The following is a 26,168-nucleotide window of genomic DNA, read 5'->3' on the forward strand; positions in this document are numbered from 1 at the left end:
TTGTGTGTCTCCTTAATCTTTTAAGCCGCCAAGGCTCATACCTTGAGTCAGTTTCTTCTGCACCATGATGTATAAGATCAGCGTTGGCAGCATTACAATAACCAAGCCTGCATACATCTGTCCAAAATTAGTCGCTGTTTTCTGTACAGCCATCAGATTTTCCAAACCTACCGGCAATGTTTTCGGGCCGCTTGGCATTAATGTCAAAGCGATGATATATTCATTCCAGAAGGATAGAAAGTTAAATAATATGACCGTAATGATACTAGGTCTTGCCATCGGTATCATAATATCCGTCATCGTTTTAAAATATCCGCAGCCATCAATAAATGCCGCTTCCTCATAGGCTTTCGGCAATGTCTTGAAATAACCGCTCAGTAAATAAATCGTAAACGGCAGATGGGTAGCCGCATAAACAAGCGCTAAAATAAAACGATTGTTTAAGAAAAAGCCAGTTCCGATTATACCCTTTAAAAATTTATCAGCATCTAAAAGCATTAGGAAAATCGGTACAACAATGTAGTTTACATTGATAAACAAACCCGCCATAAACGCTGTATTCAAGAACTTTCGGCCTTTAAAATTAAAACGCGCGAGAACATAAGCCGCCGGCAGCGCTACTACCAGCATGATAATTAAAGCAATTCCGGTAACTATTACCGAGTTAATGAAATATTCACCCATTTTTGCCTTTTGGAAAGCATCGATGAAATTCTGGAAATAGAAGCTTGCCGGCAATGTCCATGGATTGCCATAGAATTCAGCATTGGTTTTGATTGAAGCTAGGAAAACCCAGCCAACCGGTACCAGAATAACTACTGCCAGCGTAATCAAAGCCACATAAATGAATGCTTTATATAAGGTATCAAGACCTATTGATTTTTTCTTTTTGTTCATGACACCCTCCTAAAATTCCAGAACATCGCGTTCGGTGACTTTATTGACAATACCTGACAGGATAAATGAGAAGATAAAGACGATAACACCGATAGCCATACCATAACCATAGCTTGAATTTGTATAAGCCTGATTGTACATATAGCTCAGGAATACTTCCGTCGCGCCGTTTGGCCCGCCGCCGGTCATAATCTTAACAAACAGGAAGCTCAGGTTAATTGTTGAAATAATAAAGAATGTCAGTGTCGTACGAATGTTATCCCATACTAATGGCAGTGTAACCAAGAAGAACTGTTTCATTCTGCCAGCCCCTTCAAGACTTGCCGCCTCATATAGATTCTCAGGAATACTGCTCATACTGGCCATATACATTACCATATAATATCCAATTGCCTGCCATACTAAAGCTGCCGCCAGTGAATAAAGGGCAATGTTGCTGTTTCCCATCCACATCTGTTTCAAGCCCGGCAGACTCAGCATATCAAACAAAGAATTCAGCAAGCCAGTCGTTGGGTTATAGATAGCACCGAAGATAGCCGCAATAACAACAACACTCAGAATATTTGGAATATAGAATACAATTCTGAAGAAATTCTGTCCCTTGATTTTTTCACGGGATAAAATTGAAGCGAAAATAATTGCGAAGAATAAAGTGATAATTGTAACTACGACAATCAGCAGAATCGTGTTCTGCATGGCGCGCAGGAAGTTATCATCCTCAAATAATATTTTGAAATTATCAAACCATACGAGTTTTTTATTATTAGACAAACCGCCCCATTTGAATAACGACATGTAGAATACATTAATTGTCGGTATAATCATGAAGATTGTCACTAAGATAATCGCAGGAGTCAGACAGCCGATGATAAACCGTCTTTTTGCTCTTCTTTTGTTCATGGTTCTCCTCCTTATTTAAAGAATAACGGTGAGTGACATTCACCCACCGTTTTTGAATCCTTAATCCGATTTATTTCAATGCAGCGTGGAATTTAACAAAAGCATCAGTTAATTGCGTTTGCCATTCGTCAACTGTAGTTGTACCTTCTAAGATCGTATCGATCGGACCAAATACTACAGGTTTTAATTCTAAGCCTTCGATTGAATCGGTAGCTGCGAAACCACCTAATGCAGGGAATGTATTCGGTGTTTCATAAATGCTGTAAATCAGTTTGTTATCGCCATCTAATTTCTCTACGATACCCTTAACTGGTTGAACAACGATTGAAGGAGCGCCTTCTTCTGTCTTATTGTTCAGCATGATTTCGATAGCTTCATCAGAATACATGAATTTAATGAATTCTTTTGCTAATTCAGGATTAGCTGCTTCCTTTGGAACATACATTTGTTCAAAGAATGTGTAAGAATAACGAGCGCCGCCTTTTTCAAATGCAGGCATTGGCATAAAGCCCCATTCAAATCCTTCAGCGCGCGGAGCATCACCCATTTCACCGATGATCCAGTTGCCGTTAGGCATGAATAATACAGTGTTGTCTAATACAGCCTGCTGATTCATCTTGAAGTTACCGCTGTTTGCGTTAGCACTTGCTTCAGGAGCTGTATATTCAGAAACTAATTTACCAATTGTATCTAATACTAATTTACCTGGTTCAGAAGTCCAAGTTTCAGGATCATAATTTAAAGCCTTGCCATAGAATTCATCGCCGCCTGCTTGATTCAGCAGCGCGTATAATACTGAGTCAAAATAGCCTTTAACTGGATATGTGAATAATGAAACACCGTTGTTTTCACTCTTCAGCTGATCGCCAAGTGCCCACATGTCATCCCATGTTTCAGGCAGGGCATAACCGCCTTCACCAAATAATGCCTTATTGTACCAAAGACCGCAAGGGCTGTAGAACATTGGTGCTAAGTAAGTTTTTCCATCGCCGTAAGGAGCAGTGATAGCATTGTCAGCAAAACCATCTGCTAACTTATCTTTAATTGCTGGATCTGCAAATACATCAGAGATATCAAGCAGCGCGTCTTCTTTAATTAATGTTTCTGTAAAGCCGCTTGGCTGACCAATATTGTATTGAATTACATCTGGATAGTCACCAGCCTGTAATTGTGGACGTAATTCTTCATCAAGTTTAGGACTTGTAACTAATTCAACTGTAACACCTTCATGTGTTTCTTCGAATTTACGTGCAAGTGGTTCCCAAACTTCCCCATAACCACCTTTGAAAGCAGCTACCTTCAACACTTGATTTTCTGTCGGTTTGTCATCGCCGCCGTTGTCAACAGGCTGATCCGCTGGTTTTGAACATGCAGCTAAGCTTGTTGCCATCAACAATGCACATGCCATTGCTAATATCTTTTTCATAACTATTGCCTCCTAAGTTATTTCTTGATTTCAGTATACCTTGATGAAAGCGCTTTTTCTATACAAATCTTGGTCGCATTTTTAACTATATTGCTAACGTTTAATTTTTTCAATATTTATTAAAAAACTGCAATTTTTATACAAATATTCCCATTTTTATGCCATTTGAAGCCCTTTTTCTATTGATTTTGAGCAAAATAACTAAAAAACAACTGAAGATATAAGAAGTTTGGCGCTAAACAAAGTGCTATAATGATACCATAAGAGGTACAAGTATGCAAAAACCAAATATCTTACTGATCATGTGTGATCAATACCGCGGTGACGCGCTGTCATGTCAGCAGCATCCCGATGTAAAAACACCGAATTTAGATACCCTGGCTGCACAGGGTGTCTGTTTTGACCATGCCTATTCCGCATGCCCCAGCTGCATCCCTGCCCGTGCCGCATTATTAACCGGACGTTCTCAGAAAAAGCATGGCCGGGTTGGTTATGAAGATGGTATTGACTGGGATTATCAGCATTATATGGCCGAGGAATTCAGTAATGCTGGCTATCAAACCCAATGCATCGGCAAAATGCACGTACACCCGCCGCGCTTATTATGCGGGTTTCAGGGCCTTCAGCTGCATGACGGTTATCTGGGACATTATCGTTCACAGACGATACCGCATTGGATGCATCAGGAAGTCAGCGATGATTATCTTTATGATTTGAAAAACGCGATGGGACAGGACGCCGATATCACATCAACCGGGGTAGAATGCAATTCATGGGTTACGCATCCATGGATCTACCCTGAACACCTGCACCCGACAAATTGGGTCAGTGATAAATCCATTCGTTTTTTAAAAACCCGTGATCGAACGAAGCCCTTCTTCTTAATGGCTTCCTATGTCCGCCCGCATCAGCCTTTTGATGCCCCCCAGTCTTATTATGATTTATACAAAGATAAAGCGCTGCGCCCGCCTTTTGAAGATGATTGGTCAGATCCAACGCTGACGGAAACATATGGACGCATTAAAGACTCAATTTATGGCTGCTCAGACGAACAGCTGCGTCATGATGCCATGGCTGGCTATTATGCGAGCATTACGCATATCGACCATCAATTAGGACGTATTATACAGAGTCTGATTGAAGATGGCAGCTATGAAGATACAATTATTCTCTTTCTCTCTGACCATGGTGAAATGCTGTTTGATCATCACTGCTGGCGCAAAGTCTACCCATATCAAGGCAGTATTCATATCCCGTTGATCTTCCGAATCGGAAAGCATATCGCGGATATTAAACCGCATCATGCCGATACGATTGCTGAATTGCGTGATATCATGCCGACCCTGCTTGATTATGCCAAACTGAATTGTCCGGACACGGTTGACGGCAAATCCTTACAGCCCGCCATAACCGCCAATACATCTATCCGCTCATGGCTGCATGGCGAGCATTCCTTTCATTCCGGTTTAAGCAATCATTACATTGTCACCAATAAAGATAAATTCATTTGGTATTCAGAAACCGGACAAGAACAATATTTTGATCTTATCAATGATCCTCATGAAACCCACAATGCCATTCATGATACACAATACCGGGATCGGATTCATGAGCTGCGTAAGCTGCTGATCGATGAGCTTGCTGACCGTGAAGAGGGATATAGTGATGGTTTTAAGTTAATTTCTGGCCGTCCATCAAAAAATATGCTGTTCTAGAAACTATACACTTCACCTTCTTTCGTTTATAATATAGAAAGGAGGAAATTTATGGCCAATACACGTTATAAACTATCCGATACTGATCTGGATAAAATTAACTGCAAATTGCTCTATGTCACGACGGCTCGTTATGACTCTGACTGGCATTCGACAATTCATTTCCATAATTTTACTGAGATATTCTATGTTGTGCGCGGTGATGGCAGTTTCATCGTCGAAGACAGTGAATTTGAGGTAAAAGCCGACGATATGATCATCGTTAATCCAAATGTTTCTCATACTGAAGTTTCCAGTGAACAATCGCCATTGGAATATATTGCGCTGGGCATTGAAGGATTGCTCTTCTCACAGATCATTAAAAATGAAGATACTCATGCCGATTATTTTCTTCAGAATTATCAAGACTATAAGCATGAAGTTCTCTTTTATCTAAAAACATTGGTTGCGGAGGTAGAGAATAAGGAAGATCATTATGATCGCCTGTGTCAGGATCTGCTTGAAGTATGTATCATTAACATGATCCGCCGTGCTAATAATACCTTCAGTATCGCTTCTACTAAAAAAATGAACAAGGAATGCTCCTATGTGAAGCAATACATTGATCTTCACTATCAAGAGAATATCACCCTTGATGAATTATCCCGTCTTACATATGTAAATAAGTATTATCTTGTTCATGCCTTTAAGAAGTATATCGGTTTATCCCCGATAAATTATCTGATATCTAAGCGTGTAGAGGAAGCCAAGGTTTTACTTGAAACTACAAACTACTCGGTTTCACAGATTTCGGATATTGTTGGGTTCTCATCACAGTCATACTTTTCACAAGTGTTTAAGAAGACTATGGGTACAACGCCCTTTGAAATACGCAAGAAAAAGCGTGAGGAAAAGTCTCAATAAAAAGCTAAGTTTCGTACTTAGCTTTTATTATGCTTCATCAGTTTTTAAATTGGCTGTCATCATTAACAAGGATAAATAAAGAAAGCTTGTCTGACTCCAAAAAATTGTCGCATCTAACAAGCCATGAATCATGACAATGACCGTTAATGCCAATACTAAAGCTTTGCGGATATCACAAAGTCTGAACGCCTCTTTTAAACGATTCACAATAAATATGATTAATGGCACAACGCCGAGGACACCAAAATTGATTAATGCGTCTAAGAATATATTGTGGGCGTGCTGGGTGGCAATGCCGTTAAATTGCGGATAAACCTGCATATAGGTCAATGGTCCATGTCCCAATAATGGATTCACTTTAAACTGCTGAATCGCTGTCTGCCAGATGCCGATGCGCACATCCATCGATGAATCAGAGCTTTCAAGACGCGGTAATAATTCAGGTTCCATGAGTACAAACAAACCTAAACAGATTTCAATCAGCAGCAATAGCGCTGCTGTTTTTCGCTTGCCTGCAAAGTAAAACAGAATGAGGATTGCCACTGCCAATGCCGGCCATGCGCTGCGGCAGCCAGTTAGATATAAACCGCTAAGATTGCATAAAATGATAAAGAAATAGATTCCCTTATTCTCGGAAGTGATTAATTTAGCTAAAGCAATAATGATGAAAAATTCACACATCATCGCATAATAATTAGCGTTAAAAAAGACTGAATTGACCCGATATTTAGGCAGATCAGGAATAATTAAATCGGTAAACTGATAATTCAGCGATTCTGTAATATTCAAATATTCAAGCAGTGCATGAGCAAAGCATACAACACTCATCAGCAATATCAGCTTAATAAAGCGGTCATAAAAATGAGCGTCACAATGCCGGCGCAGATCACAGGCGGCAATCAATATCACCAGCATCATAAAACTGCAGCCGACACCTAATAAATTGCCATAAACCAGCGCGCCGATAAAGCCGGCAAGGATAACCAGCAGACCTGCTTTCGCCTGCGGTGTTTCTTGCAGCAGCGCTTTAAGCTCACCATTCATCATCAGCCCTAAGGTCAATGCCGCCAGCATCATTAAGCCAATATAAAAAGGCATAAACATTGATAACAGACAGGTTAGCAGCATCAGCTGATGCATTGTATAAGATTTGGCTTCTTTAATAATTAGGTTAATCAAAGACTCACCCCTTAGATGATTCTTATTATAGCACGTTTCAGTCAGTTCATTAGGAATGTCACAAAATTGAAAGAATTTCTTTGGCTGACTGTAATAAAAAGTTATAACCTTATACCTATCAAATATTAATTCATTGAGTTAAAGAAAAAAGAGCCGAAGCTCTTTATTTGAAATTGGCAACCCGAATCCGGTTCATTGCCCGATCTAAGGCAACCTGAGCGCGGCGAATTGACGTATTAGCGTCTTTTCTTGCAAGCCGTTTTTCAGCTCTTTCCTTAGCGCGTTTTGCGCGTTCAACATCAATTTCATCCTTGCCTTCAAAGGCATCGGCCAGAATCCGCACCTCGTTATCGTTAAGCTGCAGCAGACCGCCGGTGATGGCATAGACACGTTCTTCATGATTAATTGTCAGGATCATACTGCTGGTAGTAATCATTGCGACTAACGGCATATGGTTAGGCAGAATCGCACATTCCCCCGTTGTCGTTGTACAATGAATTTTCTCTGCTTCATAATTCCCATATAAACCATAAGGAGTTATGATTTTAACCTTCAGCATCTTATTCACCAAGTGCCTTTGCTTTTTCCACTACCTCTTCAATTGATCCGACAAACATAAATGCCTGTTCCGGATATTCATCATAATCACCATTCAGCAGTGCTTTGAAGCTGCGGACAGTGTCTTCCTTCGGAACATAGCGTCCCTTCATACCAGTAAATTGTTCACCAGCAAAGAAAGGCTGTGACAGGAAGTTGCGGACACGGCGGGCACGGCCAACCACGACCTTATCTTCTTCACTTAATTCATCCATACCTAAAATAGCGATGATATCCTGAAGCTCCTTATAGCGCTGCAGCAGCTGCTGAACACCGCGGGCTACTTCATAATGATCTTCACCGACAACTAAAGGATCAAGCATTCTTGATGTTGATTCCAATGGATCAACAGCCGGATAGATACCTAACGCGGCAATTGAACGATCCAGTACCGTCTTCGCGTCCAAATGGTTGAACGCAGTCGCTGGCGCCGGGTCAGTTAAATCATCGGCAGGTACATAAATTGCCTGTACAGAAGTGATTGATCCATCTTTTGTGGAAGTGATCCGCTCCTGCAGCTGACCCATTTCAGTTGCCAATGTCGGCTGATAACCTACCGCAGACGGCATACGGCCAAGCAGCGCTGAAACCTCTGAACCCGCCTGTGTAAAACGGAAGATATTGTCAATAAACAGCAGTACATCCTGATGGTTAACATCACGGAAATACTCTGCCATTGTTAATCCTGATAAACCTACACGCATTCTAGCGCCCGGTGATTCATTCATCTGTCCGTAAACCAGAACCGTTTTATCTAAAACACCGGTTTCTTTCATTTCATGGTACAGATCATTACCCTCACGGGTACGTTCACCGACACCGGCAACTACGGATAAACCGCCATGTTCTGTCGCGATATTATGAATCAGCTCCTGAATCAATACGGTTTTACCAACACCGGCACCGCCGAATAAACCGATTTTACCGCCCTTGGCATAAGGACACAGCAAATCAATAACCTTAATACCTGTTTCAAGTACCTCGGCGGTTGTCTGCTGCTGATCAAAACTTGGGGCGCTGCGATGAATCGGCATATGCTTCACAGTATCCGGAAGCGGCTCAAGTCCATCGATCTCACGGCCCAAAACATTGAACATTCTTCCCAGCACCTGTTCACCAACTGGCACACTGATCGGCGCACCTGTATCAACAGCATCCATACCGCGAACCAATCCGTCGGTAGAACCCATCGCAATCGTACGCACCCGATCATCACCAATATGCTGAGCAACCTCAACAACCAATTTCTCATGGCTGTTGACATTGTCAATTTCAATGGCTGTCAGCAATGCCGGCAGATGTCCGTCAGCAAATAGAATATCGACAACCGGTCCGATGACCTGAACAATTTTTCCAATATTTTTCATCATTGTTCCTCTCATTATAAAGCATTCGCTCCGCCGACAATTTCCGTAATCTCCTGGGTAATTGCCGCCTGGCGTGCTTGATTATATGCTAATTCTAATGTACTCTTCAAATCCTCAGCATTATCCGTTGCTGTTTCCATCGAAGTTCTCCTTGATGCCTGCTCACTCGTTTTTGTTTCCAGGTAATAAGAATAAACCAACGATTTAATTGACATCGGGATCAGATCATTTAAAATTTCTTCTTCACTCGGTTCAAAGATGGTATCAGCAGATGCCCCCTTCTTTTCAACCTTTTCAACCGGCAGCAAAGTGACGATTTTAGGTTCAAACCGCAGCGGATTGATAAACTCCGTATAAACGATACGAATCTTACCAATTTCCTGATTTCGATATTTCGCAAGAGCACTTTCCGCAAGCTGCGCTAACAGCGCGTAATTATCATCCTCAACCTGGATATACTCCTCAACCACATTGCGCTGACGGCTTTTAGCCCAGACAGCCCCCTGTGTGCCAAGCATTACCAGCTGTTCATCCTGCGGACATTCAGCTTCCAAAAGACGATAAACATTTGCGTTATAAGCTCCGCATAAACCCATATCGGAAGTAAAAACGATCGTCAGCGTCGGTGCATCCGTATTTTCTACCAGATAAGGATTATCAAAAGTTGTAAGGTTTGCTAAAATCTGTTCCAATACTTCTTTCAGATAATGAGCATATTCCTTATTCTGCTTCATTCTTTCCTTTTGACGGGTATATTTACTGGCGGCAACCAGCTGCATCGCTTTTGTGATCTTCATCGTTGAATCAACGGAACGGATACGGCTCTTGATGGCTAATTGACTAGCTCCCATAAGCCTAACCTTCGATCAGCTTTGAAAAAACGTCAGCGAATTCGTCGAGCACTTCTTTGATATGTGCATTCAATTCATTACTGATATCGTGTTTTTCATTGATTTCATCCACAATTTCAGGATGCTTTTCATGCATCATCTTAAGCATTTCAGTCTCATAATAATGGACATTCTCCACATCCACATTCTTGAGATAGCCATATTTAGCCGCAAATAAAGATAAAACCTGATCTGCGACACTCATCGGATCATACTGATTCTGTTTCAGCAATTCAGTCAATTTTGCACCGTGATCTAAGGTTGCTTTCGTCGCCGGATCAAGATCCGAGCCGAATTTAGCAAATGCCTGCAGCTCACGATACTGAGCAAGTTCCAGCTTCAAAGAACCAGATACTTTTTTCATTGCTTTAACCTGCGCTGCCGATCCTACACGGGATACGGACAAACCACTATCAACTGCCGGTCTTATACCTTCATTAAACAATTCTGTCTGCAGGAAGATCTGACCATCAGTAATTGAGATTACATTGGTTGGAATATAAGCCGAAATATCACCCGCCTGCGTCTCAATGATTGGCAGAGCGGTTAATGAACCATTGCCATATTCCTCATTCATCTTCGCTGCCCGCTCTAAAAGACGGCTGTGCAGATAGAATACATCACCTGGATAAGCTTCACGGCCCGGCGGACGTTTCAGCAGCAATGACAGTGTACGATAAGCAACCGCATGCTTACTTAAATCATCATAAACGATCAGGACATCTTTGCCCTGTTCCATCCACTCTTCACCCATCGCGCAGCCGCTGTATGGTGCGATATACTGTAAAGGCGCCAGCTCAGAAGCCGTAGCAGCTACCACGGTCGTATAATCCATCGCGCCATGCTGACGGAGCTTTTCAACGATCTGAGCGACTGTACTGGCTTTTTGACCAATCGCTACATAGATACAATTAATATTTTCATTTTTCTGATTGATGATCGTATCAACTGCAATTGCCGTCTTACCAGTCTGACGGTCACCGATAATCAGCTCACGCTGACCGCGGCCGATAGGAATCATTGAGTCAATAACTTTCAAACCAGTCTGAACCGGCTGATGCACTGACTTACGCGTCATAACACCAGGTGCAACACGCTCAATCGGACGGAATTTATCCGCTTTGATTTCCGGTCCGCCGTCGATTGCCTGACCTAATGCGTTAACCACACGGCCAAGCAGATCATCACCAACCGGAACCTCAACGATCCTGCCGGTACGCTTTACCGTATCACCTTCACTGATCAGTGTATCACTTCCCATTAAAACAGCACCGACATGTTCTTCTTCAAGATTCAGTACCATTCCATATACATCATGCGGGAATAACAGCAATTCTCCGGACATGGCATTTTCCAGCCCATGAATCAGGGCAATACCGTCACCAATCGTAATTACTGTTCCTGTTTCCGCAACTTCAAGTTCTTCATCATAGTGCATGATCTGCTCTTTTATGATTTTACTAATTTCTTCAGGTCTTAAATTCACATTCGTCACCTCACTCATTGCAGCGCAGTATTGACAACTTCTTCCCTGAGACGGGCTAAACGATTAGCCGCAGAGTTATCAAGAATCTGGTCATTGATTTTAATTCTTAGACCCGCAAGCAGTGCTTTATCCACTGACCACCTGCATTCAACTTTTTGATTCATTTTCTGTTCAAGCATTTCTGAAACACGCTTTTTCTCATTCTCATCCAATTCAACGGCACTTGCCACATAGGCAACCGCAATATGAAAATGATTATTATACAATGCTTCAAACTCCTCAACAGCATCCTTAAACTTGACAAAACGGTTCTTATCAATCATATACTTCATATAATTCAATAATAAATGATCGATATCTTTCCCATAAATTTTTTCAAGCAGTTCTTTCTTTTCCTGTTTGCGAACCTTTGGATGATTCAAAACCTTCGCCAATTCAGGCGTCATCGTTGATAAGACAACACGACACTCCTGTTTAAACTGATCCAGCTTATTGCATTCAAGGCCGATCTCAAACAGCGCTTCACCATAACCCTTCGCTACTAACCCTGCCATGGTGTTTCACCTGCATTATTGATAAAGTCATCGATATACTTCTTCTGTTCTTCATCATTTAACTCCTTGCCGACAATCTTTTCAGCCGCAAGGAAGGCAACCTCTGTGATTTCTTTCTTGATGTCTTTTTCAGCCATCATCTTTTCACGTTCAATATCACGCTGTGCCTTTTCAACAGCATTGTTCGCGTCAACACGAGCCTTGCTCAAAATTTGAGCACCTTCCTGCTTCGCGCTGAGCTTTGCCGCCTCAATAATCTCATGAGCTTCATTCTTAGCTCCTTTTAATTGTTGAGCATACTGCTGTTTAAATGCTTCACCTTCCGCATGTGCCTGCTGGCCGCTGGCAATTTCATCGGCAATCAGTTTCTGACGGCGGTCAAAATACCCCAGCACCTGAGGCCAGAAAAAATGTTTAGCAAGCAGACAGATCAGCACAGTAGAAATCAGAACGAGTATCATATCTGTGACATTCAGACGCAGATAGTTATCAATATTAATATTCATGATACCCTCCTTTTCTTAATTTTCACTACCTAGACTACGCTTTAAGGAAAATCAGAATCAGAGCGATAATTAACGCATAGATACCTGTTGTTTCTGATAATGCAATACCTAATACCATCATATTACGAATCTTGCTTTCAGCATCCGGATTTCTGCCCACAGCCTCACAAGCCTTACTAGCGGCAATACCTTCACCGATACCAGGACCAAGACCAGCTACCATTGCGATCCCAGCACCTAAAACTGCCATACCGGCAACGAAAAATTCATTAAACTCAGCCATTTTGTGTTCCTCCTATAGCTTTTAGTCTTCTTCCGGGAAAGCCTGTCCCAAGAAAAAGGTTGATAAAGTGAAAAAGATGTAAGTCTGAATGCATCCTGAGAAAATATCAAAATACATATGTAGAAATGGTGTAACAATGAACAACGAAACGCCTAATCCTGTAAACAGATTGTTTAACACCGCAAACAAACTGTAAATCAGCGTCATGATGATCGTTCCTCCCAGCATATTACCGAACAGACGCAATGAGAGCGAAAGCGGGAATACGCAGTCACCAAGAATATTCAATGGTGTCAGAATCCAGATAGGCTCGGTCCATCCCTTAAGATGACCCAAAATCCCCTGTTCCTTAAAGGCGGTGAACTGAATCACACAGAACATGATTACGGCAAGTGTTGCATTGACGCTTAAGTTGGATGTCGGTGCCTGTACACCTAACAGGCTGCTCAGATTTGAAAGCAGCATGATAATAATCATGGTTCCATATAATGGAAGGAACTTTCGCGTCCGTTTACCGAGGCTGTTGTTTACGATCCAGATCACTAACTGCACAGCCGCTTCCGCAACCAGCAAAACGCCATGCGGTGCCTGTGAAGCGTCAGCCTTCTTGAACTTGCTGCCAAGTACGACCATCAGTACAGCTACAATCGTACAGATCGCCAGCCAGACCAGAATTGAAACATGAATCTGAATCTCAAGCGAACCGATCGTAAGCAATATGCCATCAAAATTCTCCAACTATTTCACCTCCTTGTCCGCAAAAAAGCGGGTATAGATTAAAATTGCTGCCTTGTTGCAAAGGAAACCAGCTAACAGCGCGAATATATTAAACCCCCGCCAATAGCTGACGCCGAAAATCAGCGCATAGATCATATAGCGCAGCAGATAGTTCGCGCGGGCACTGCGGCCGGCACTTGGCCCATTGATTTTATAAGCCATTTTAACTACCATGTTGAAGCCGATGATCGATACCAATGCACCAATCGCAATTCCACCTGTAATCGATGCTTCTTTAAAAATAAGCGAGAGTACAATCAGGACTCCGGCTAAGAGCAATGTCAGCTTGCGTATCTGATAGGCCAGTATGGTTTTTTCATCCATTTTTTGAAGTCTCCCTTATTAATAAATACAAACTGCCAAACAGCACATAAAGCAGCAGCGCAATCATGATCCATGGTGTCGTATGTAATTGTTCATCAACCCATTTACCAAAAAATATCGCAAAGATACTTCCCACAACGATCCGTGTGACAAAGCGCGTCGCCTTATGATAGCCATTCATTATTTTGTACCAAAGATACGGTCGCCGGCATCACCAAGACCTGGTACGATATAACCTTTTTCATTCAGCTTATCATCCAATGCCGCTAGATAAATATCAACATCCGGATGCTGCGCCTCAACAGCTTTAACACCTTCCGGTGCGCCAACCAGACAAACCAGGCGAATATTCTTCGCGCCCTGACGTTTTACCATGGTGATTGCCGCATTCGCGCTGCCGCCGGTCGCCAGCATAGGGTCAACAATCATCACAACTGCATCATCCATGCATTTTGGATATTTCGCAAAATATTCATGTGGTTCAAGCGTCTCTTCATCACGGTACAATCCGATATGTGCTACCTTTACCGTCGGCACCAGATCGCAGATACCATTAACCATACCCAGTCCCGCACGCAGAATTGGCACTAAAACAATATCTGTTGCCAATGTCTTGGTATGACAGTCACCCATCGGTGTTTCCACAACCACATCACGGGTTGGAACATCACGGGTAATTTCATACGCCATCAAACCGGCAATCTCGTCAAGATTCTGACGAAAATCTTTGGTAGACGTATCCTTCGACCGCATGATAGCCAGTTTATGCGTAATCAAAGGGTGTTCTAAAACATGTAACATACGTTTCCTCCATTACTGTGGATCACAGCCACTAATTCTTGATAAGTATACCATTTCTGACACCAAATGAGTAGCCCGTTTGCTAATTTTTTTAGCCATTTTCACAAACTATAAAAGGAGTTCACCTCACTGCTTTTAAGCAGTTGCCTAGGCAGTCACTTATATAAAGCGCATACATCAAGCATAAGTGTTCCTAAGTAACCTTTTTCATCTTGTGATAATAGCAATATTTTTAACAACCACCATTCAGCATAGAAAAATATACTTACTAACAGCCTCAGCAGTTCTGTCAGATATAATTATACCCTTAAAATTGAATCTTGTATTTACACAAAATCAATTTTCTGTCTAAATTGCATAATTGGGATTTCCATGGTCATGAATATTGACAAATTAGCCGATAATTCCCTATATTATGACCATGTTTAACGATAATTTTTATGCTTTCCCAAGCATCTTGTAGATTTCATGATATATATCCTTATATATACTGTTTTTACGCCAGATAAAATTAAATTCATGAGTCGCGGAAAAATCATTTAATGTAATTTCCCGTAAGATTCCCTGATCCAATTCCTGCTGAACCACCGGCTGATAAAAGAATGATATACCGGCGCCCGCACAAACCATCTTCTTAATTGTATTCAGGTTGCCGATTTCAACCTTATGTGCAAAATCATTCAGTGTCAGATTTTTCTCTTTCAGCTTCCGCTCCAGCATTTCACGTGTTCCTGAACCAGCTTCACGGACGAGCAGTCTTTCATTCAGCAGATCAGCCATTGATTTTGCTGAGCATTGAGTATCATAGGCGCAAACCGGCAGAAATCGCTCACAGCTATATACGATGCTGTCATAGGAGGACTTTGCAAAGAAGCCTTCAACTATCGCAAAGTCAATATCTCCATCATCCAGCATTTGAATCAGCTTTGCTGTATTGGTAACAAACATGCGTATTTCCGCGTCAGGTTCACGTTCTAAAACCTTCAGCAAGACCTTCGGCATGATATATTCCCCAATCGTCAGGGTAGCTCCGAAATGCAGAACTCTTTTTGAGGTTTGCTGATGAATCATTTCAATCAGCTTCTGCGCGTCATGACGCATCGTAGTAGCCGCCTGCCGAAACATCATGCCAGCCTCACTCAGTATCAGCTGTTTGCCTTCATAGCTGATAAGCCGGGTACCTACCTGAGCCTCCAAAGCTCGAATATGCTGGGAGACTGCCGGCTGGGTAATATGCAGCAGCTGAGCCGCCTTTGTGTAATTCATGGTTTCACAGACAACTAAAAAGGTTTCAACTTTAACGTCTAACATAAAATCACCTCATATTAAGTATAACTTATTTTTTATCTATAAGATATTCTTATCGTTAAATAAGTAATCATAATTTTACATAATGTTTTAGGCTTGATAATATATTAACTAAAAGGTCAGGAACCTTTTTCTTGGAGGGAAATATGAACAACAAATTTGTAAAGGCAAGTCTTGCCGGCTTAATGGCTGTAAGTCTTGGCGCTTGTTCCAGCAGCAATGCTCCGGTTGACAACAAAGAACCAGAAACAGCAGCTGGCACATTTGAAGCGAAAGCTTCAGGCTACGGTGGTGAACTGAATCTGACAGTTACCATTGACAACAATGTTATTACAGATATCGCATTAGGTGAAAACCATGAAACAAATGTCGTTATCGACCGCGCATTCCCAATTATCAGGGATCGTATTTTAGAAGCTAATTCACCTGTCGTTGACAGCGTGAGTGCTGCTACATTCTCATCTTTCGCAGTAAAGAGCGCTGTAGCTGACGCAATGAAACAGGCTGGCATGGAGGTTGAGGCGATCACCATGACAACTGCAGGCCCAGCTAAAGAAGCTAAAACGATTGAAGATGTAAATGCTGATATCGTAGTTGTCGGCGGCGGTCCTTCTGGATTGGCTGCAGCAATTACGGCTAAAGAAGCAAATCCTGATGCGAATGTTATTCTGGTAGAAAAATTTGATATTCTGAGCGGTAATGGTAAGTTCGATATGAACTTCTATGACTTGATTAATTCTGAAGCACAAAAAGCAGCAGGTACAGAACGCTACACTGAAAATGCTGTGGAAAACTTCATTGAAGATATGAAGGATGCCGGTGATACGGCTGAGCGTCTGCAGGTATGGGCTGAGCAGGAAGCACAGCTTGATGCATGGCTGAGAGGCATGGGTGTTGAACTTGATTACAACTATGGCAGTACAAACCACATGGCTAAAGAAGACCAATATGCCGGTGAGGTTGTACAAGCTGGTTTAGAAAAACGTGCACAGGCATTAAATATTGATATCCGCACTGGTACTAAGGGTAATGACTTAATCATGGAAAACGGTGAATGCAAAGGTGTTATGGTTACTAACAATAACAATGAAAGCTATAACATTCTGGCAGCTGCAACAATCATCGCAACCGGCGGCTTCTGTTCTAACAAGGAATTGGTTGCTGAATACGCTCCTGGTTATGAAGTATTAAATACATCCAATCAATTAGGTACAACAGGTGATTTCGTAAAAGTATTTGAAAAGAATGGTTTCGCAATGGAGAACATGGACATGGTTCGTGTATTCCCATTAATTATTTCTGTACGCCGTGATTTAACTGGCGGTGCCGATCAATTCATTCTTGTTAATAAAGAAGGTAATCGTTTCATTGCTGAAAGTGCCGGCGGTATTAAATTAGGTACAACAATCCAAGCTCAGAGCGATGGTGCAGCTTATTATATCACTGACCAATCAGGCTATGATTCTTTCTATCGTATCAGAAAGCATGTAAATGCTGGTTATTATGTAACAGGTCAGACAATGGCTGAAATTGCTGAACAATTAGGTATTGATGCTGAACAATTACAGGCAACTTTTGACAGCTTCAACGCAGCAGCGGCAGCTGGTGAAAATGATGAATTCTCAGGTCAGCCTGAAAATCGTCCAATGGATGCTCAGGGGCCTTATTACGCAGTACGTGTTGAATCAGCCAATCATATGACTAAGGGCGGTGTCGTTGCAAACGAAAAAGCTCAGGTACTTTATGAAGATGGTTCAGTTGTAAAAGGACTGTACGCTTCTGGTGAAGTTACATGGCAGTCAGGCGGTTATTCACAGTCAGTTTCATTCGGTCGTGTGGCTGGTGAAAATGCTGCGGCTAGTTTAGAATAAGATTAATAAATTAAAAATCTGTGATTCAGCTGAAATACGCGAAAGTCACAGATTTTTTCATGTTTATAAAAATTTAAATGATTCATAATTCCGTTCAGCTACCCCACTTGATTACTAGCAATGCACTCTCAAGCGCTGTCATAAAATAGCTTAAAGATAAGGATTATTCCTGATCCTCTGATCCAAAAAGTGTTGGTGTAAAGGAAACGCGTTTAAACTCAATCACCTCTTTACGATAATCCGGCAAATAATAATAAAAATGATCCTCATCGGTAACAACCATCGTATCTGTATGATCACCTTGTATCAGGTAGACATTATCCTCTGCTTTGCGCCAATTACCTTGATCAACCAAAGTATTGACCTTATAAAAGTAATAATTATTATCGCGGTCAAACACAAAATAGATAAGATTATCATTTATTTCAGTTTGATTTGAATAAGTACCCAAAAGCGGATATACTTTATCGCTTTTTTCACTCATGTACATAGAAAGCAAACCTAAATTACATAGCACTAAAACAATTATCGCTGATATTAGCCATTTATTTTTCATAATTGTTCCCCCAATATTACGCTGACTGCTTATTTCCCACACTTAACCGCCAGCAATTGCTGAATATCCTCAAAATTCTCCATGTTTGTAACCTGATAATGGATCCAGCCGCCATCATTGCATGGATATTTATTATCTATACAGACTTGCGTATCCTTCCGCACCTGATCATAAACAGCATCAAACTGTTTATTTGTTAAGCGTAACATTACCGTAAATGCATCTTTTTCCGCAAATACATTACATATTAATTTCTGTTTAATTTTATGCGCTACTCCCCAGCCGTAATTATTGCCGTAAGGAAAAACAATCTTTTCCTCAGTGTTGTAAGTTTCATGCAGCCATTGATTCAGTTTTGTAAATAATTCTGCGTTGCTGCCGCAGGTGGCCCTCATTTCATCCATCGTTGGCATTACTTGTTTATTAAGCATTCGCTCGCCCATGTTAACTACCTCCTGCTTTATCATGATCTACTATCAGTTTAATTGATTTTATGGTTTATGTCAAAGCATCCTCAGCTCAATAAATCAAATAAAAAGGCACTCTGCCGAGTACCTATTCAGCTCATTTCTTTAATTCAGCAACAGCTATTCTCGCAGCATCTCTGCCCATGTAAACACCTGTTGATATAGCCATCCCGCAGCATGGATATTCTTCACCAAAGAAGCCTGTAAAAGCAACCTCACCGGCAGCATACAGATGATCGATTGGCGTGCCTTCCTTATCCAATACTCTTGAATCAAGATCGGTGACTAAACCGCCGTAAGTCACTGAACCGGCTGGTTTCATTTCTAATGCATAATAGGTCGTACCTTCAACAGGAATCATTTTATCCGCCGGCTTATTGAAATCTTCATCATTGCCAGCCGCGCATAATTCGTTATAACGATCCACTGTAGCCCTTAATGTTTCGGCATCAACACCCATCAGTTCAGCAAGTCCTTCAATACTGTCAGATTTTAATGTTGAATCAAGGGTTAATGCATATTGTACAGTTTTATTAGGATCATTTTCAGCAGCGATATAATACCCTTTCACACTGCCGGTATCCATCAGATTCTTAGCAACGTGATATTGATATGTATATTCATTGCCAAACCGCTTGCCTTCCTCATTGACAATCAGTCCCGCTTCTTCATTAATACCGACACCGCTTGCGAAATTACAGAATACGATATGTACACCATTGCTCATGAATACATCAGCGCCCACTTTTTCTGCCATTTTCAAGCCGTCACCGACATTCCCTTTTGGCGCGCTTGTATTAGCGTTAACAGCTGCTGGATAGCGTGACATTAATTCTTTATTTTGGAAGAAACCGCCGGTTGCCAGTATTGTGGCCTGCGCATTTACAGTAACATTCGAACCATCACTCTTTAGCGCATGCAGACCGCTGACAAGTCCGTTTTCATCAACCAGCAGTTCATCAGCCGCGGTATTATAAATGATTTCACCGCCAAGTGATAAGAATTTATCTAACAGCGGTACAATAATCTGACCGCCATGACCGTTGGTCATTCCGCCGCCGCCTTCTACATTATGAACACGCCAAGGGGTTAATGATGAATGAATGGCTTCTACATCCTGTACTGGAACACCTTGTTCAGCAACCCAATCAAGATTGGCCACCGATTCATTGCAGAATTCCATCAGCTTAGCATCATCAAGCAGATCACCGCCGACACTTTTTAAGTATTCAAACATTAATTCAGGATTGTCATCAAAACCCTGCGCTGTCTGCCAAGAAGTACCGCTTGCTAATAATTTACCGCCGCTGCGTGAAGTCGTACCGCCGGCAATTCCCTGTTTTTCAACAATCAGTACCTTAGCGCCCTGAGCAGCCGCTTCAATGCCTGCACTCAAACCGGCTACACCGCCGCCGGCAATGACAATGTCCACATCATAAACCTCATCCTTTGCTTCATCCTTTACTGCCGGCACAGCTTTTAAGACTTCCGGATCTGCGCCAGCCTGCTTCACCGCCTCAGCAACCGCTGATTTAACAGCCGCTGAAGTAATTGTCGCACCCGTAATAGCATCAAGGTTCAATGACTGTGTTTCCACGATTTCATTTGGCAGCACTTCAATAGGTGTCGTTGTCATACCATAACCGATACCAAATGTTTCGTTATGCTCCTTTACCTTTACTTCCTTAATCTCACTGTCAGTAAATGTTACCTCAACCACAATTGGCCCCTTCATGCCGGCTGCTTCACCTGTATAAGTACCAGCTGTATAACTGCCTGCCTCTGTTTCAGGCTCTGCCGGCTTACTGCATGCACCTAGTGATAAGGCCAAAGCCGCACACATCAGCAATGAAGATAATTTAATCATGTTTTGTTTCATTATATCCTCCTCTTTCTTTGTTAATGCTTTCGCAATTAAATTATAAGCTGTCCTGTGAAGCACGAGTCAACCCTCCTTTTTTCAAGCTTTATTTAATATTTTTAAAGCAATTTTCCTGAAATTAGTGCAATAATTAACAAAATCATGTAAAATAAAGCATACCCCAGGGAACAGTTTGAAAGGATGATAGAATGAAAATCAGCGATGTCTGCAAAGCGACCGGTTTAACTAAGAAAGCGATTTATTATTATATAAATGCCCAACTTTTAAATCCTGAACGCGATAAGCATAACAGCTATCATCATTTTAGTGAGGAAGATCTTCACCGTCTGCGCATTATCGCGGTCATGCGTAACTTTGGCATGTCCTGTGAACAGATGAAATTAGCCTTCCGCTATCCGAATATGGTTAATTTTTTTATGCATCAGCATATGGAAACTCTGCGTCAGCAGCTTGCCTCCAATCTTGAAAACGTACGTTCAATCAGTTCGTTATTATTGTCGATGCCGCCTCAGTACAACATTGATTCACTTGATGAATTTTTAGACCGCCAATATCAATTAACCGATCAGGAACGTTCGGCCCTTGATTTCTTATGCCCATCACAGGACGCCCGCATGGTATCAATATTTATCTGGTGTACTTTTCTGGATGTGGAAGAAAGTGAATACCGGCACTTTTTATGGCGTAAAATGACTGAATTAACCCAGAAAGAATTAAGCGGTTCTCTGCGTTATGTAGCCAAGGTAATTTATTCCACAGACCCTAAATATATCCGCAGTAATTCATTAAATCGCTATCAGGATTCGATGCTGGTGATCAAAATGAACAATGCTTCTAAAGAAAATGTAAAACAGCGGCTCATCAATGATTTAGTTACACTGTCAAATGATGAAACGCTGCAGATCTATTGGAATCTTAATTATGAAAAGGTTATGTTTCCTATATTCAATCTTAAAAACGGCCCGCTTAATGAGCTGATGATCCAATACAATGAAAATTATAAGCTCTACCTAGATCACTTAAATATCTGTGTAAATGAAGTAGCATGGGAATTGCTGCATGGCAGTCTGAATAATTTATATCAATCTTTAAAACAAGTGCTGCATGATCAATTTGATATTGAAAATTATCCAGGTATTATTGGTTATAATTCATTTGAAAAAGCATTATATACACAATTACCGATTCCAGTTATGAAGAAGATTTTAGCCAGTGAATAATTAAATGAAGCCATGGGATTGAAATTCACCATGGCTTTCTGTTTCTTAATCGCTTTCCGTATCACTTAATACACCATCTTTAATATAAACGATGCGTTTTCCTGCTTGCGCCACCTTCACATCATGACTGATTTGAATAATGGTATTTCTTTTCGCATTTAATTCTTTAAACAGTGCCAGGATGTCTTCACTTGTTTTTGAATCTAACGCACCCGTTGGTTCGTCAGCCAAAAGCAGTGAGGGCTGAGTAATTAAGGCACGGGCAATCGCAACACGCTGCTGCTGACCGCCGGATAATTCATTGGGCAAATGATCGGTTCTTTCACTAAGATTAACCATTTCAATTGCTTGATAGGCTCTTTCAATTGCCTGTTTCCGATCCACGCCTCGAATCAACAAAGGCATTACGACATTTTGCAGCACATCATACTGGGGAATAAGATGGTATTTCTGAAAGATAAAGCCAATCTTATGATTGCGGATTTCCGCCATGCGATCTTCGTCATCGGGCGTGATTGATAAACCATCTAATTCATAGCTGCCGCTGTCAAAGTTATCCATACAGCCGATAATATTCATCAGCGTACTTTTGCCTGAACCTGAAGCACCAAGAATCGTTACAAAGTCACCTTGCTTAACGGTAAGGTTTACGTCTTTTAAGACATGCAGCCTATTTTCGCCGATCCAATAAGATTTGTTGATATTTTTCAGCGTAATCATGATTCCCAAATCTCACAAGCTGTAACATTGCCAGCTTCATCAACTTGAATTAGGATGACGGAGCCTTTGCGAATTGATGTCAAATCAGCTTTGCCGCCGCTTAGGCTGTTAATTGTTATGCCCGCCGGCAGGATAAATGATTTATTTTCACCGCTGTATTCGATCATTTCGGATAATTTTTTCGGTGACTCGGTAACCGGGTCTTTAGCGGTTGCATCTGAACCGCCGCCGTCTGCCACACCGCCGATTGCTGTTTCGCCTTCCATGCCGCCGGCTGAACCTTCATTATTGCCGTCCGTAATTCCAGGCGTCTGTGCTAATTGCAATTCAATTTCATTACCGGCTACACTTTCTACACGGCCAAAGTATTCTTTGCTTTCTTCTTTTGGCGTTTCTTGCGCTCCGTTATCACTGATGTTTACATCATTGCCTGGATTTTGATTTGTATTTTCTTTTGGCTGTGCTGAACAGGCAGCTAATGCCAAAACGCAAAGTAATGCGCTCATAAATTTAATTGTTTTTTTCATAAATTGTTCCTTTCTTGCTGTTTACAGCGTTAATCATGATTTAATGCTTCCACCGGTACAAGCTGTGATGCCTTATATGCTGGATAGAAGCCAAAACAAGTTCCGGTCAATACCGCGAATCCAAATGCCAGCACAAAGCCTTCAAATGACGGGGCAATTGGAATATCTGTATAACGGCTTAGGAGCGGTAATGCACCAAAGCTCAATAACACTCCGACACCGCCGCCAAAGATGCCGATTGCTACCGATTCAAGCAGAAATTGCAGTAATATGTCATGCTGCTTGGAACCAAGAGCTTTTAGAATACCGATTTCCTTAGTTCGCTCTTTAATCGTCACAAACAGTACATTCATAATGCCGATACCACCGACCACAAAGACAATCGCCGCCACCGCGATCAGCAGCAGTTTCATCGTCCGTGCTGATTTGGTAGCCGCTTCAATACGGCTGCCGGCATCCTCAACATTGTACTTATCGCCATTCACCATATAATAATTCAAGGTGCTGGTGATTTCTTTAATCGCACGGGGAACAGCTTTTATACTGATTGCCTTGCCTACCGCTTCAGCATAGTTATCCTCGGCAGTGATTTTTGCTTTTTTAAAAGTTTTATAAGTCATAAAAACTGAATCATCACTGGTTAATCCTTGTAAGCCATCACCGCTTCTGCTGAGTACGCCAACGACTTTATAGACGGTCTGATCAATCACCAACTTTTCTCCGACAGCACCCTCAGCGCCATTAAAATATGTCTCTGCGATTCCATGTCCGATCACAACAATACTGCTTCCTTGTTCATAGTCCGATTCTGAGAAATCATTGCCGGCGGCAAAGGTGAAGTTTGATATTTCCGCATATCCTTCTGTTACACCAACAATTGAAAGATTAGCCTTTTGACGTTTAATCTTTACTTGCTTATAGCCGCTTTCTCTTAGATAAATACCACTCAGTACCGTTGTTTCATCCATGATGTGACCAAGGTCTTCCTCATCCAGCTTTTCAATCTTATTACTGCCCTGCATTGAATAAATGGATGCCCAATCAGGCTTTATATAAATCGTATCCGCCGACAACCCCGAGAATTGACGGGCTGCCTCCTGTTCACCGCCGCGGCCGATCGCTATAACTAAAACGATAGTCAGCGTACCAACAATAATACCCAATGATGTCAGCATTACCTTGAATCGATTCTGTTTAACATTGATCCAAATCAGACGGATCAGCTCGGTTATTTTCATGACCTAATCCTCTACGATAACTACATCATTTTCAGAAAGACCACTGAGTATTTCACTAACCTGACCATCTGAAAATCCCGCCGTGATTTCAATTGTCTGTAAATGTCCTTTTTCATCCTTAACCTTTACAACCTGTTTTCCATCAACAAGCTTAATTGCTTTATTGGATAATATCAGAACATCTTTTTTCTGTTTTGTAACGATGGTCGCATTTGCCGCCATTCCTTCAAGCAGACTTAATGGATTCTCTTTCAGTTTTACTTTAATGCTATAGTTACCGTCATTCACCGCCAAGTTTTTAGAGATGACTTCACCTTCTAATTCATCAGATGGAAAGACGCTGACACTGATTGATGTAAACTGACCGATTTCAATATCGTTAATATCCACCGGCTCAATGACTAATTCAAGCTCCATGTCTTTTAAGCTGCCAATCTCAACAACCGCTTTCTCATTCGTTATCTTTTCCTGACTGCGGTAAGGTGCGGTCAAAACAATACCGTCCGTCTCGGCATATAATATAGGCTCATCCAACAGTTTTATTGCTTTTTCAAGTTCCTGCTGTGCAGTATCATAAGTCCGGTAAGCTCTTTGTTCACTGGCTCTCAAAGAAGATAGCTCAAGTTCGTTCAGCTTATCCTGTGTATCTCCAGCAGCCGCTTCTCTTTCCAGCTCTTCATTTCTTTGCTTTTTCAAATCCTCCAGCCGACGGTTTGCCTTTTCAATTTTATCCTTTATTTCCGCAATCTGAGTATCCAGCTCAGCGCTTTGCTTGGCCAGCACTTCCTCTGATTTATTTGCGAGATTTCTGATTTTCGCACGCAGATCAGAGATATTTTGTTCGGCCTGCTTTTTCTTTTCCTCATAGGCTAAACGGCTTGCTTCAAAGCGGTCACTTAAGCCCTTATTACTCTGCATCAGATAAAGACGCTTGGCTGCTTCCGCCTGTTCAAGCGCCGCTTTAGCACGCTTTATAGCTTCCTCTTCGGCCTCCGCTTCAGCTTTTTTTAATGCCGCTGCGGCTTCCTCAATCGCATTTTGATAGGCAATCAGCTGTTCCTTATTAATGTTACTTTGATAAGCAGCCTCTTCCATTTCACGTTCCAGCTCTGCTTCACGAGCTTCTTCTAGCGCGTCTAATTCCGCTCGGGCTGCTTTTAAGCTCTTTTCAAGTGTTTGCTTTTCCTCTTCCAACGCTTCCTTATTGTTAGGCGACAGCGTCAGCTTCTGCTTTTCCAATGCTTCCAACTGCTTAGCAAGATCATCCAGTTCCTCTGTAATCTGCTTCAAATCAGCCTCATATTTTAATTTTGAATTCTGCTGCTTCTCCTCTGCTGATAAAGAAGACTGAAGCTGAAAGCGGGTAATCGCGTTGCCTGCTTGGAGATAGGCATCTTTCGCGTCTGCTGCCTCTTTTTCTAATCGATCAATCACCTCATTCAAATTAGTCAGTGAAATTCTGGCAAGTGCGTCACCTTTCTTGACCTCACCTCCCTGCGGTACTAAATATTCTTCAAATATCAAACCTTCCGCAAAAGTATGAATCGTTCGCTTTGAAGTTAATTTGCCGCTTGCTTCTACACCTACCGTAATATTACCGCGTGTAACTGGATATTCGCGCAAGATTGCGCCATCATCAATATCCTTTGGTTTAAACAATGACCAGCCGCCCAGTATGATCGCCGAGGCTGCTGCGACTATAATCAGACGTTTGGGATTCTTTTTAAACCAATGTACACTTTTATTTAATAAATTCATCATCAAACCTCGCTTC

At 41.7% G+C, this 26,168-nt stretch carries 27 protein-coding genes; 4 read left to right on the plus strand and 23 right to left on the minus strand.

Annotated features, from left to right (window positions below):
• Positions 1 to 12: 12 nt before the first annotated feature.
• The 3 genes from DWZ33_RS06560 to DWZ33_RS06570 all read right to left on the minus strand — a co-directional run bounded on the left by DWZ33_RS06560 (position 13) and on the right by DWZ33_RS06570 (position 3,223).
• Positions 13 to 897: a carbohydrate ABC transporter permease gene (locus DWZ33_RS06560; protein WP_022937279.1), complete on the minus strand. Its 885-nt coding sequence runs from the start codon at positions 895 to 897 to the stop codon at positions 13 to 15.
• 9 nt (positions 898 to 906) lie between these two features.
• Positions 907 to 1,797 carry a carbohydrate ABC transporter permease gene (locus tag DWZ33_RS06565; RefSeq protein WP_118454247.1) on the minus strand — a complete coding sequence of 297 codons (891 nt, stop codon included), beginning with the start codon at positions 1,795 to 1,797 and terminating at the stop codon, positions 907 to 909.
• 70 nt (positions 1,798 to 1,867) lie between these two features.
• Positions 1,868 to 3,223: a carbohydrate ABC transporter substrate-binding protein gene (locus DWZ33_RS06570; RefSeq protein WP_118454248.1), complete on the minus strand. Its 1,356-nt coding sequence runs from the start codon at positions 3,221 to 3,223 to the stop codon at positions 1,868 to 1,870.
• Between the two features lie 275 nt (positions 3,224 to 3,498).
• Here DWZ33_RS06570 and DWZ33_RS06575 point away from each other — a divergent pair, with 275 nt between their 5' ends.
• Positions 3,499 to 4,938, plus strand: a complete 1,440-nt coding sequence (locus tag DWZ33_RS06575; protein ID WP_118454249.1) for an arylsulfatase — start codon at positions 3,499 to 3,501, stop codon at positions 4,936 to 4,938.
• Between the two features lie 51 nt (positions 4,939 to 4,989).
• The gene (locus DWZ33_RS06580) at positions 4,990 to 5,841 is read left to right on the plus strand and encodes an AraC family transcriptional regulator (protein ID WP_022937283.1); all 852 of its coding nucleotides are present in this window, start codon (positions 4,990 to 4,992) and stop codon (positions 5,839 to 5,841) included.
• Positions 5,842 to 5,868: 27 nt separating this feature from the next.
• On the opposite strand, the gene DWZ33_RS06585 is transcribed toward DWZ33_RS06580, so the two are convergent.
• The 13 genes from DWZ33_RS06585 to DWZ33_RS06645 all read right to left on the minus strand — a co-directional run bounded on the left by DWZ33_RS06585 (position 5,869) and on the right by DWZ33_RS06645 (position 15,916).
• Positions 5,869 to 7,020 carry an O-antigen ligase family protein gene (locus DWZ33_RS06585; RefSeq protein WP_118454250.1) on the minus strand — a complete coding sequence of 384 codons (1,152 nt, stop codon included), beginning with the start codon at positions 7,018 to 7,020 and terminating at the stop codon, positions 5,869 to 5,871.
• Between the two features lie 163 nt (positions 7,021 to 7,183).
• On the minus strand, positions 7,184 to 7,579 hold the full coding sequence (atpC, locus tag DWZ33_RS06590; protein WP_022937285.1) for an ATP synthase F1 subunit epsilon: 396 nt from the start codon (positions 7,577 to 7,579) through the stop codon (positions 7,184 to 7,186).
• 1 nt (position 7,580) lies between these two features.
• Positions 7,581 to 8,987: a F0F1 ATP synthase subunit beta gene (atpD, locus tag DWZ33_RS06595; protein WP_026880824.1), complete on the minus strand. Its 1,407-nt coding sequence runs from the start codon at positions 8,985 to 8,987 to the stop codon at positions 7,581 to 7,583.
• A gap of 11 nt (positions 8,988 to 8,998) precedes the next feature.
• The gene (gene atpG / locus DWZ33_RS06600) at positions 8,999 to 9,835 is read right to left on the minus strand and encodes an ATP synthase F1 subunit gamma (RefSeq protein ID WP_022937287.1); all 837 of its coding nucleotides are present in this window, start codon (positions 9,833 to 9,835) and stop codon (positions 8,999 to 9,001) included.
• A 4-nt stretch (positions 9,836 to 9,839) separates the two neighbouring features.
• The gene (gene atpA / locus DWZ33_RS06605) at positions 9,840 to 11,360 is read right to left on the minus strand and encodes a F0F1 ATP synthase subunit alpha (protein ID WP_026880825.1); all 1,521 of its coding nucleotides are present in this window, start codon (positions 11,358 to 11,360) and stop codon (positions 9,840 to 9,842) included.
• Positions 11,361 to 11,374: 14 nt separating this feature from the next.
• Complete coding sequence (gene atpH / locus DWZ33_RS06610) at positions 11,375 to 11,914, minus strand: ATP synthase F1 subunit delta (protein ID WP_118454251.1); 540 nt, start codon at positions 11,912 to 11,914, stop codon at positions 11,375 to 11,377.
• Positions 11,902 to 12,420, minus strand: a complete 519-nt coding sequence (atpF, locus tag DWZ33_RS06615; RefSeq protein ID WP_060695860.1) for a F0F1 ATP synthase subunit B — start codon at positions 12,418 to 12,420, stop codon at positions 11,902 to 11,904. Before atpF ends, atpH begins: the two co-directional genes overlap by 13 nt.
• A gap of 34 nt (positions 12,421 to 12,454) precedes the next feature.
• A complete protein-coding gene (gene atpE, locus DWZ33_RS06620) occupies positions 12,455 to 12,703 on the minus strand; it encodes an ATP synthase F0 subunit C (protein WP_022937291.1) in 249 nt (82 codons plus the stop codon).
• A 21-nt stretch (positions 12,704 to 12,724) separates the two neighbouring features.
• A complete protein-coding gene (locus DWZ33_RS06625) occupies positions 12,725 to 13,441 on the minus strand; it encodes a FoF1 ATP synthase subunit A (RefSeq protein ID WP_022937292.1) in 717 nt (238 codons plus the stop codon).
• Positions 13,442 to 13,804: an ATP synthase subunit I gene (locus DWZ33_RS06630; RefSeq protein ID WP_022937293.1), complete on the minus strand. Its 363-nt coding sequence runs from the start codon at positions 13,802 to 13,804 to the stop codon at positions 13,442 to 13,444.
• The gene (locus DWZ33_RS06635) at positions 13,797 to 13,985 is read right to left on the minus strand and encodes an AtpZ/AtpI family protein (RefSeq protein WP_022937294.1); all 189 of its coding nucleotides are present in this window, start codon (positions 13,983 to 13,985) and stop codon (positions 13,797 to 13,799) included. The genes DWZ33_RS06630 and DWZ33_RS06635 overlap by 8 nt, the downstream gene beginning before the upstream one ends.
• Positions 13,985 to 14,605, minus strand: a complete 621-nt coding sequence (gene upp / locus DWZ33_RS06640; RefSeq protein ID WP_022937295.1) for a uracil phosphoribosyltransferase — start codon at positions 14,603 to 14,605, stop codon at positions 13,985 to 13,987. The genes DWZ33_RS06635 and upp overlap by 1 nt, the downstream gene beginning before the upstream one ends.
• Positions 14,606 to 15,043: 438 nt before the next feature.
• The gene (locus DWZ33_RS06645) at positions 15,044 to 15,916 is read right to left on the minus strand and encodes a LysR family transcriptional regulator (RefSeq protein ID WP_118454252.1); all 873 of its coding nucleotides are present in this window, start codon (positions 15,914 to 15,916) and stop codon (positions 15,044 to 15,046) included.
• Positions 15,917 to 16,059: 143 nt separating this feature from the next.
• Between DWZ33_RS06645 and DWZ33_RS06650 the strand changes: the two genes are divergently transcribed.
• A complete protein-coding gene (locus DWZ33_RS06650; RefSeq protein WP_022937297.1) occupies positions 16,060 to 17,784 on the plus strand; it encodes an FAD-binding protein in 1,725 nt (574 codons plus the stop codon).
• Positions 17,785 to 17,947: 163 nt separating this feature from the next.
• Here the strand turns inward: DWZ33_RS06650 and DWZ33_RS06655 are convergent, their stop codons facing one another.
• The 3 genes from DWZ33_RS06655 to DWZ33_RS06665 form a co-directional block, all read right to left on the minus strand.
• Positions 17,948 to 18,340 carry a hypothetical protein gene (locus DWZ33_RS06655; protein WP_118454253.1) on the minus strand — a complete coding sequence of 131 codons (393 nt, stop codon included), beginning with the start codon at positions 18,338 to 18,340 and terminating at the stop codon, positions 17,948 to 17,950.
• A gap of 29 nt (positions 18,341 to 18,369) precedes the next feature.
• Complete coding sequence (locus DWZ33_RS06660) at positions 18,370 to 18,783, minus strand: DUF3788 domain-containing protein (protein ID WP_118454254.1); 414 nt, start codon at positions 18,781 to 18,783, stop codon at positions 18,370 to 18,372.
• A gap of 121 nt (positions 18,784 to 18,904) precedes the next feature.
• Positions 18,905 to 20,686: an FAD-dependent oxidoreductase gene (locus DWZ33_RS06665; protein ID WP_118454432.1), complete on the minus strand. Its 1,782-nt coding sequence runs from the start codon at positions 20,684 to 20,686 to the stop codon at positions 18,905 to 18,907.
• Between the two features lie 191 nt (positions 20,687 to 20,877).
• Here DWZ33_RS06665 and DWZ33_RS06670 point away from each other — a divergent pair, with 191 nt between their 5' ends.
• Positions 20,878 to 21,909: a MerR family transcriptional regulator gene (locus DWZ33_RS06670; RefSeq protein WP_118454255.1), complete on the plus strand. Its 1,032-nt coding sequence runs from the start codon at positions 20,878 to 20,880 to the stop codon at positions 21,907 to 21,909.
• Between the two features lie 45 nt (positions 21,910 to 21,954).
• Here the strand turns inward: DWZ33_RS06670 and DWZ33_RS06675 are convergent, their stop codons facing one another.
• From DWZ33_RS06675 to DWZ33_RS06690, 4 genes are read right to left on the minus strand one after another with little or no spacing between them, the layout of a single operon-like run.
• A complete protein-coding gene (locus DWZ33_RS06675; protein ID WP_182425564.1) occupies positions 21,955 to 22,629 on the minus strand; it encodes an ABC transporter ATP-binding protein in 675 nt (224 codons plus the stop codon).
• A complete protein-coding gene (locus tag DWZ33_RS06680; RefSeq protein ID WP_118454257.1) occupies positions 22,626 to 23,156 on the minus strand; it encodes a hypothetical protein in 531 nt (176 codons plus the stop codon). Before DWZ33_RS06680 ends, DWZ33_RS06675 begins: the two co-directional genes overlap by 4 nt.
• Positions 23,157 to 23,185: 29 nt before the next feature.
• A complete protein-coding gene (locus DWZ33_RS06685) occupies positions 23,186 to 24,394 on the minus strand; it encodes an ABC transporter permease (protein ID WP_118454258.1) in 1,209 nt (402 codons plus the stop codon).
• A gap of 3 nt (positions 24,395 to 24,397) precedes the next feature.
• Positions 24,398 to 26,152 (minus strand): HlyD family efflux transporter periplasmic adaptor subunit, encoded by a 1,755-nt coding sequence (locus DWZ33_RS06690; RefSeq protein ID WP_182425566.1) that lies wholly within the window; start codon positions 26,150 to 26,152, stop codon positions 24,398 to 24,400.
• Positions 26,153 to 26,168: the final 16 nt, after the last annotated feature.

Origin of the sequence: Dielma fastidiosa (assembly GCF_003475485.1) — a bacterium.
GTDB classification, from domain to species: domain Bacteria; phylum Bacillota_I; class Bacilli_A; order Erysipelotrichales; family Erysipelotrichaceae; genus Dielma; species Dielma fastidiosa.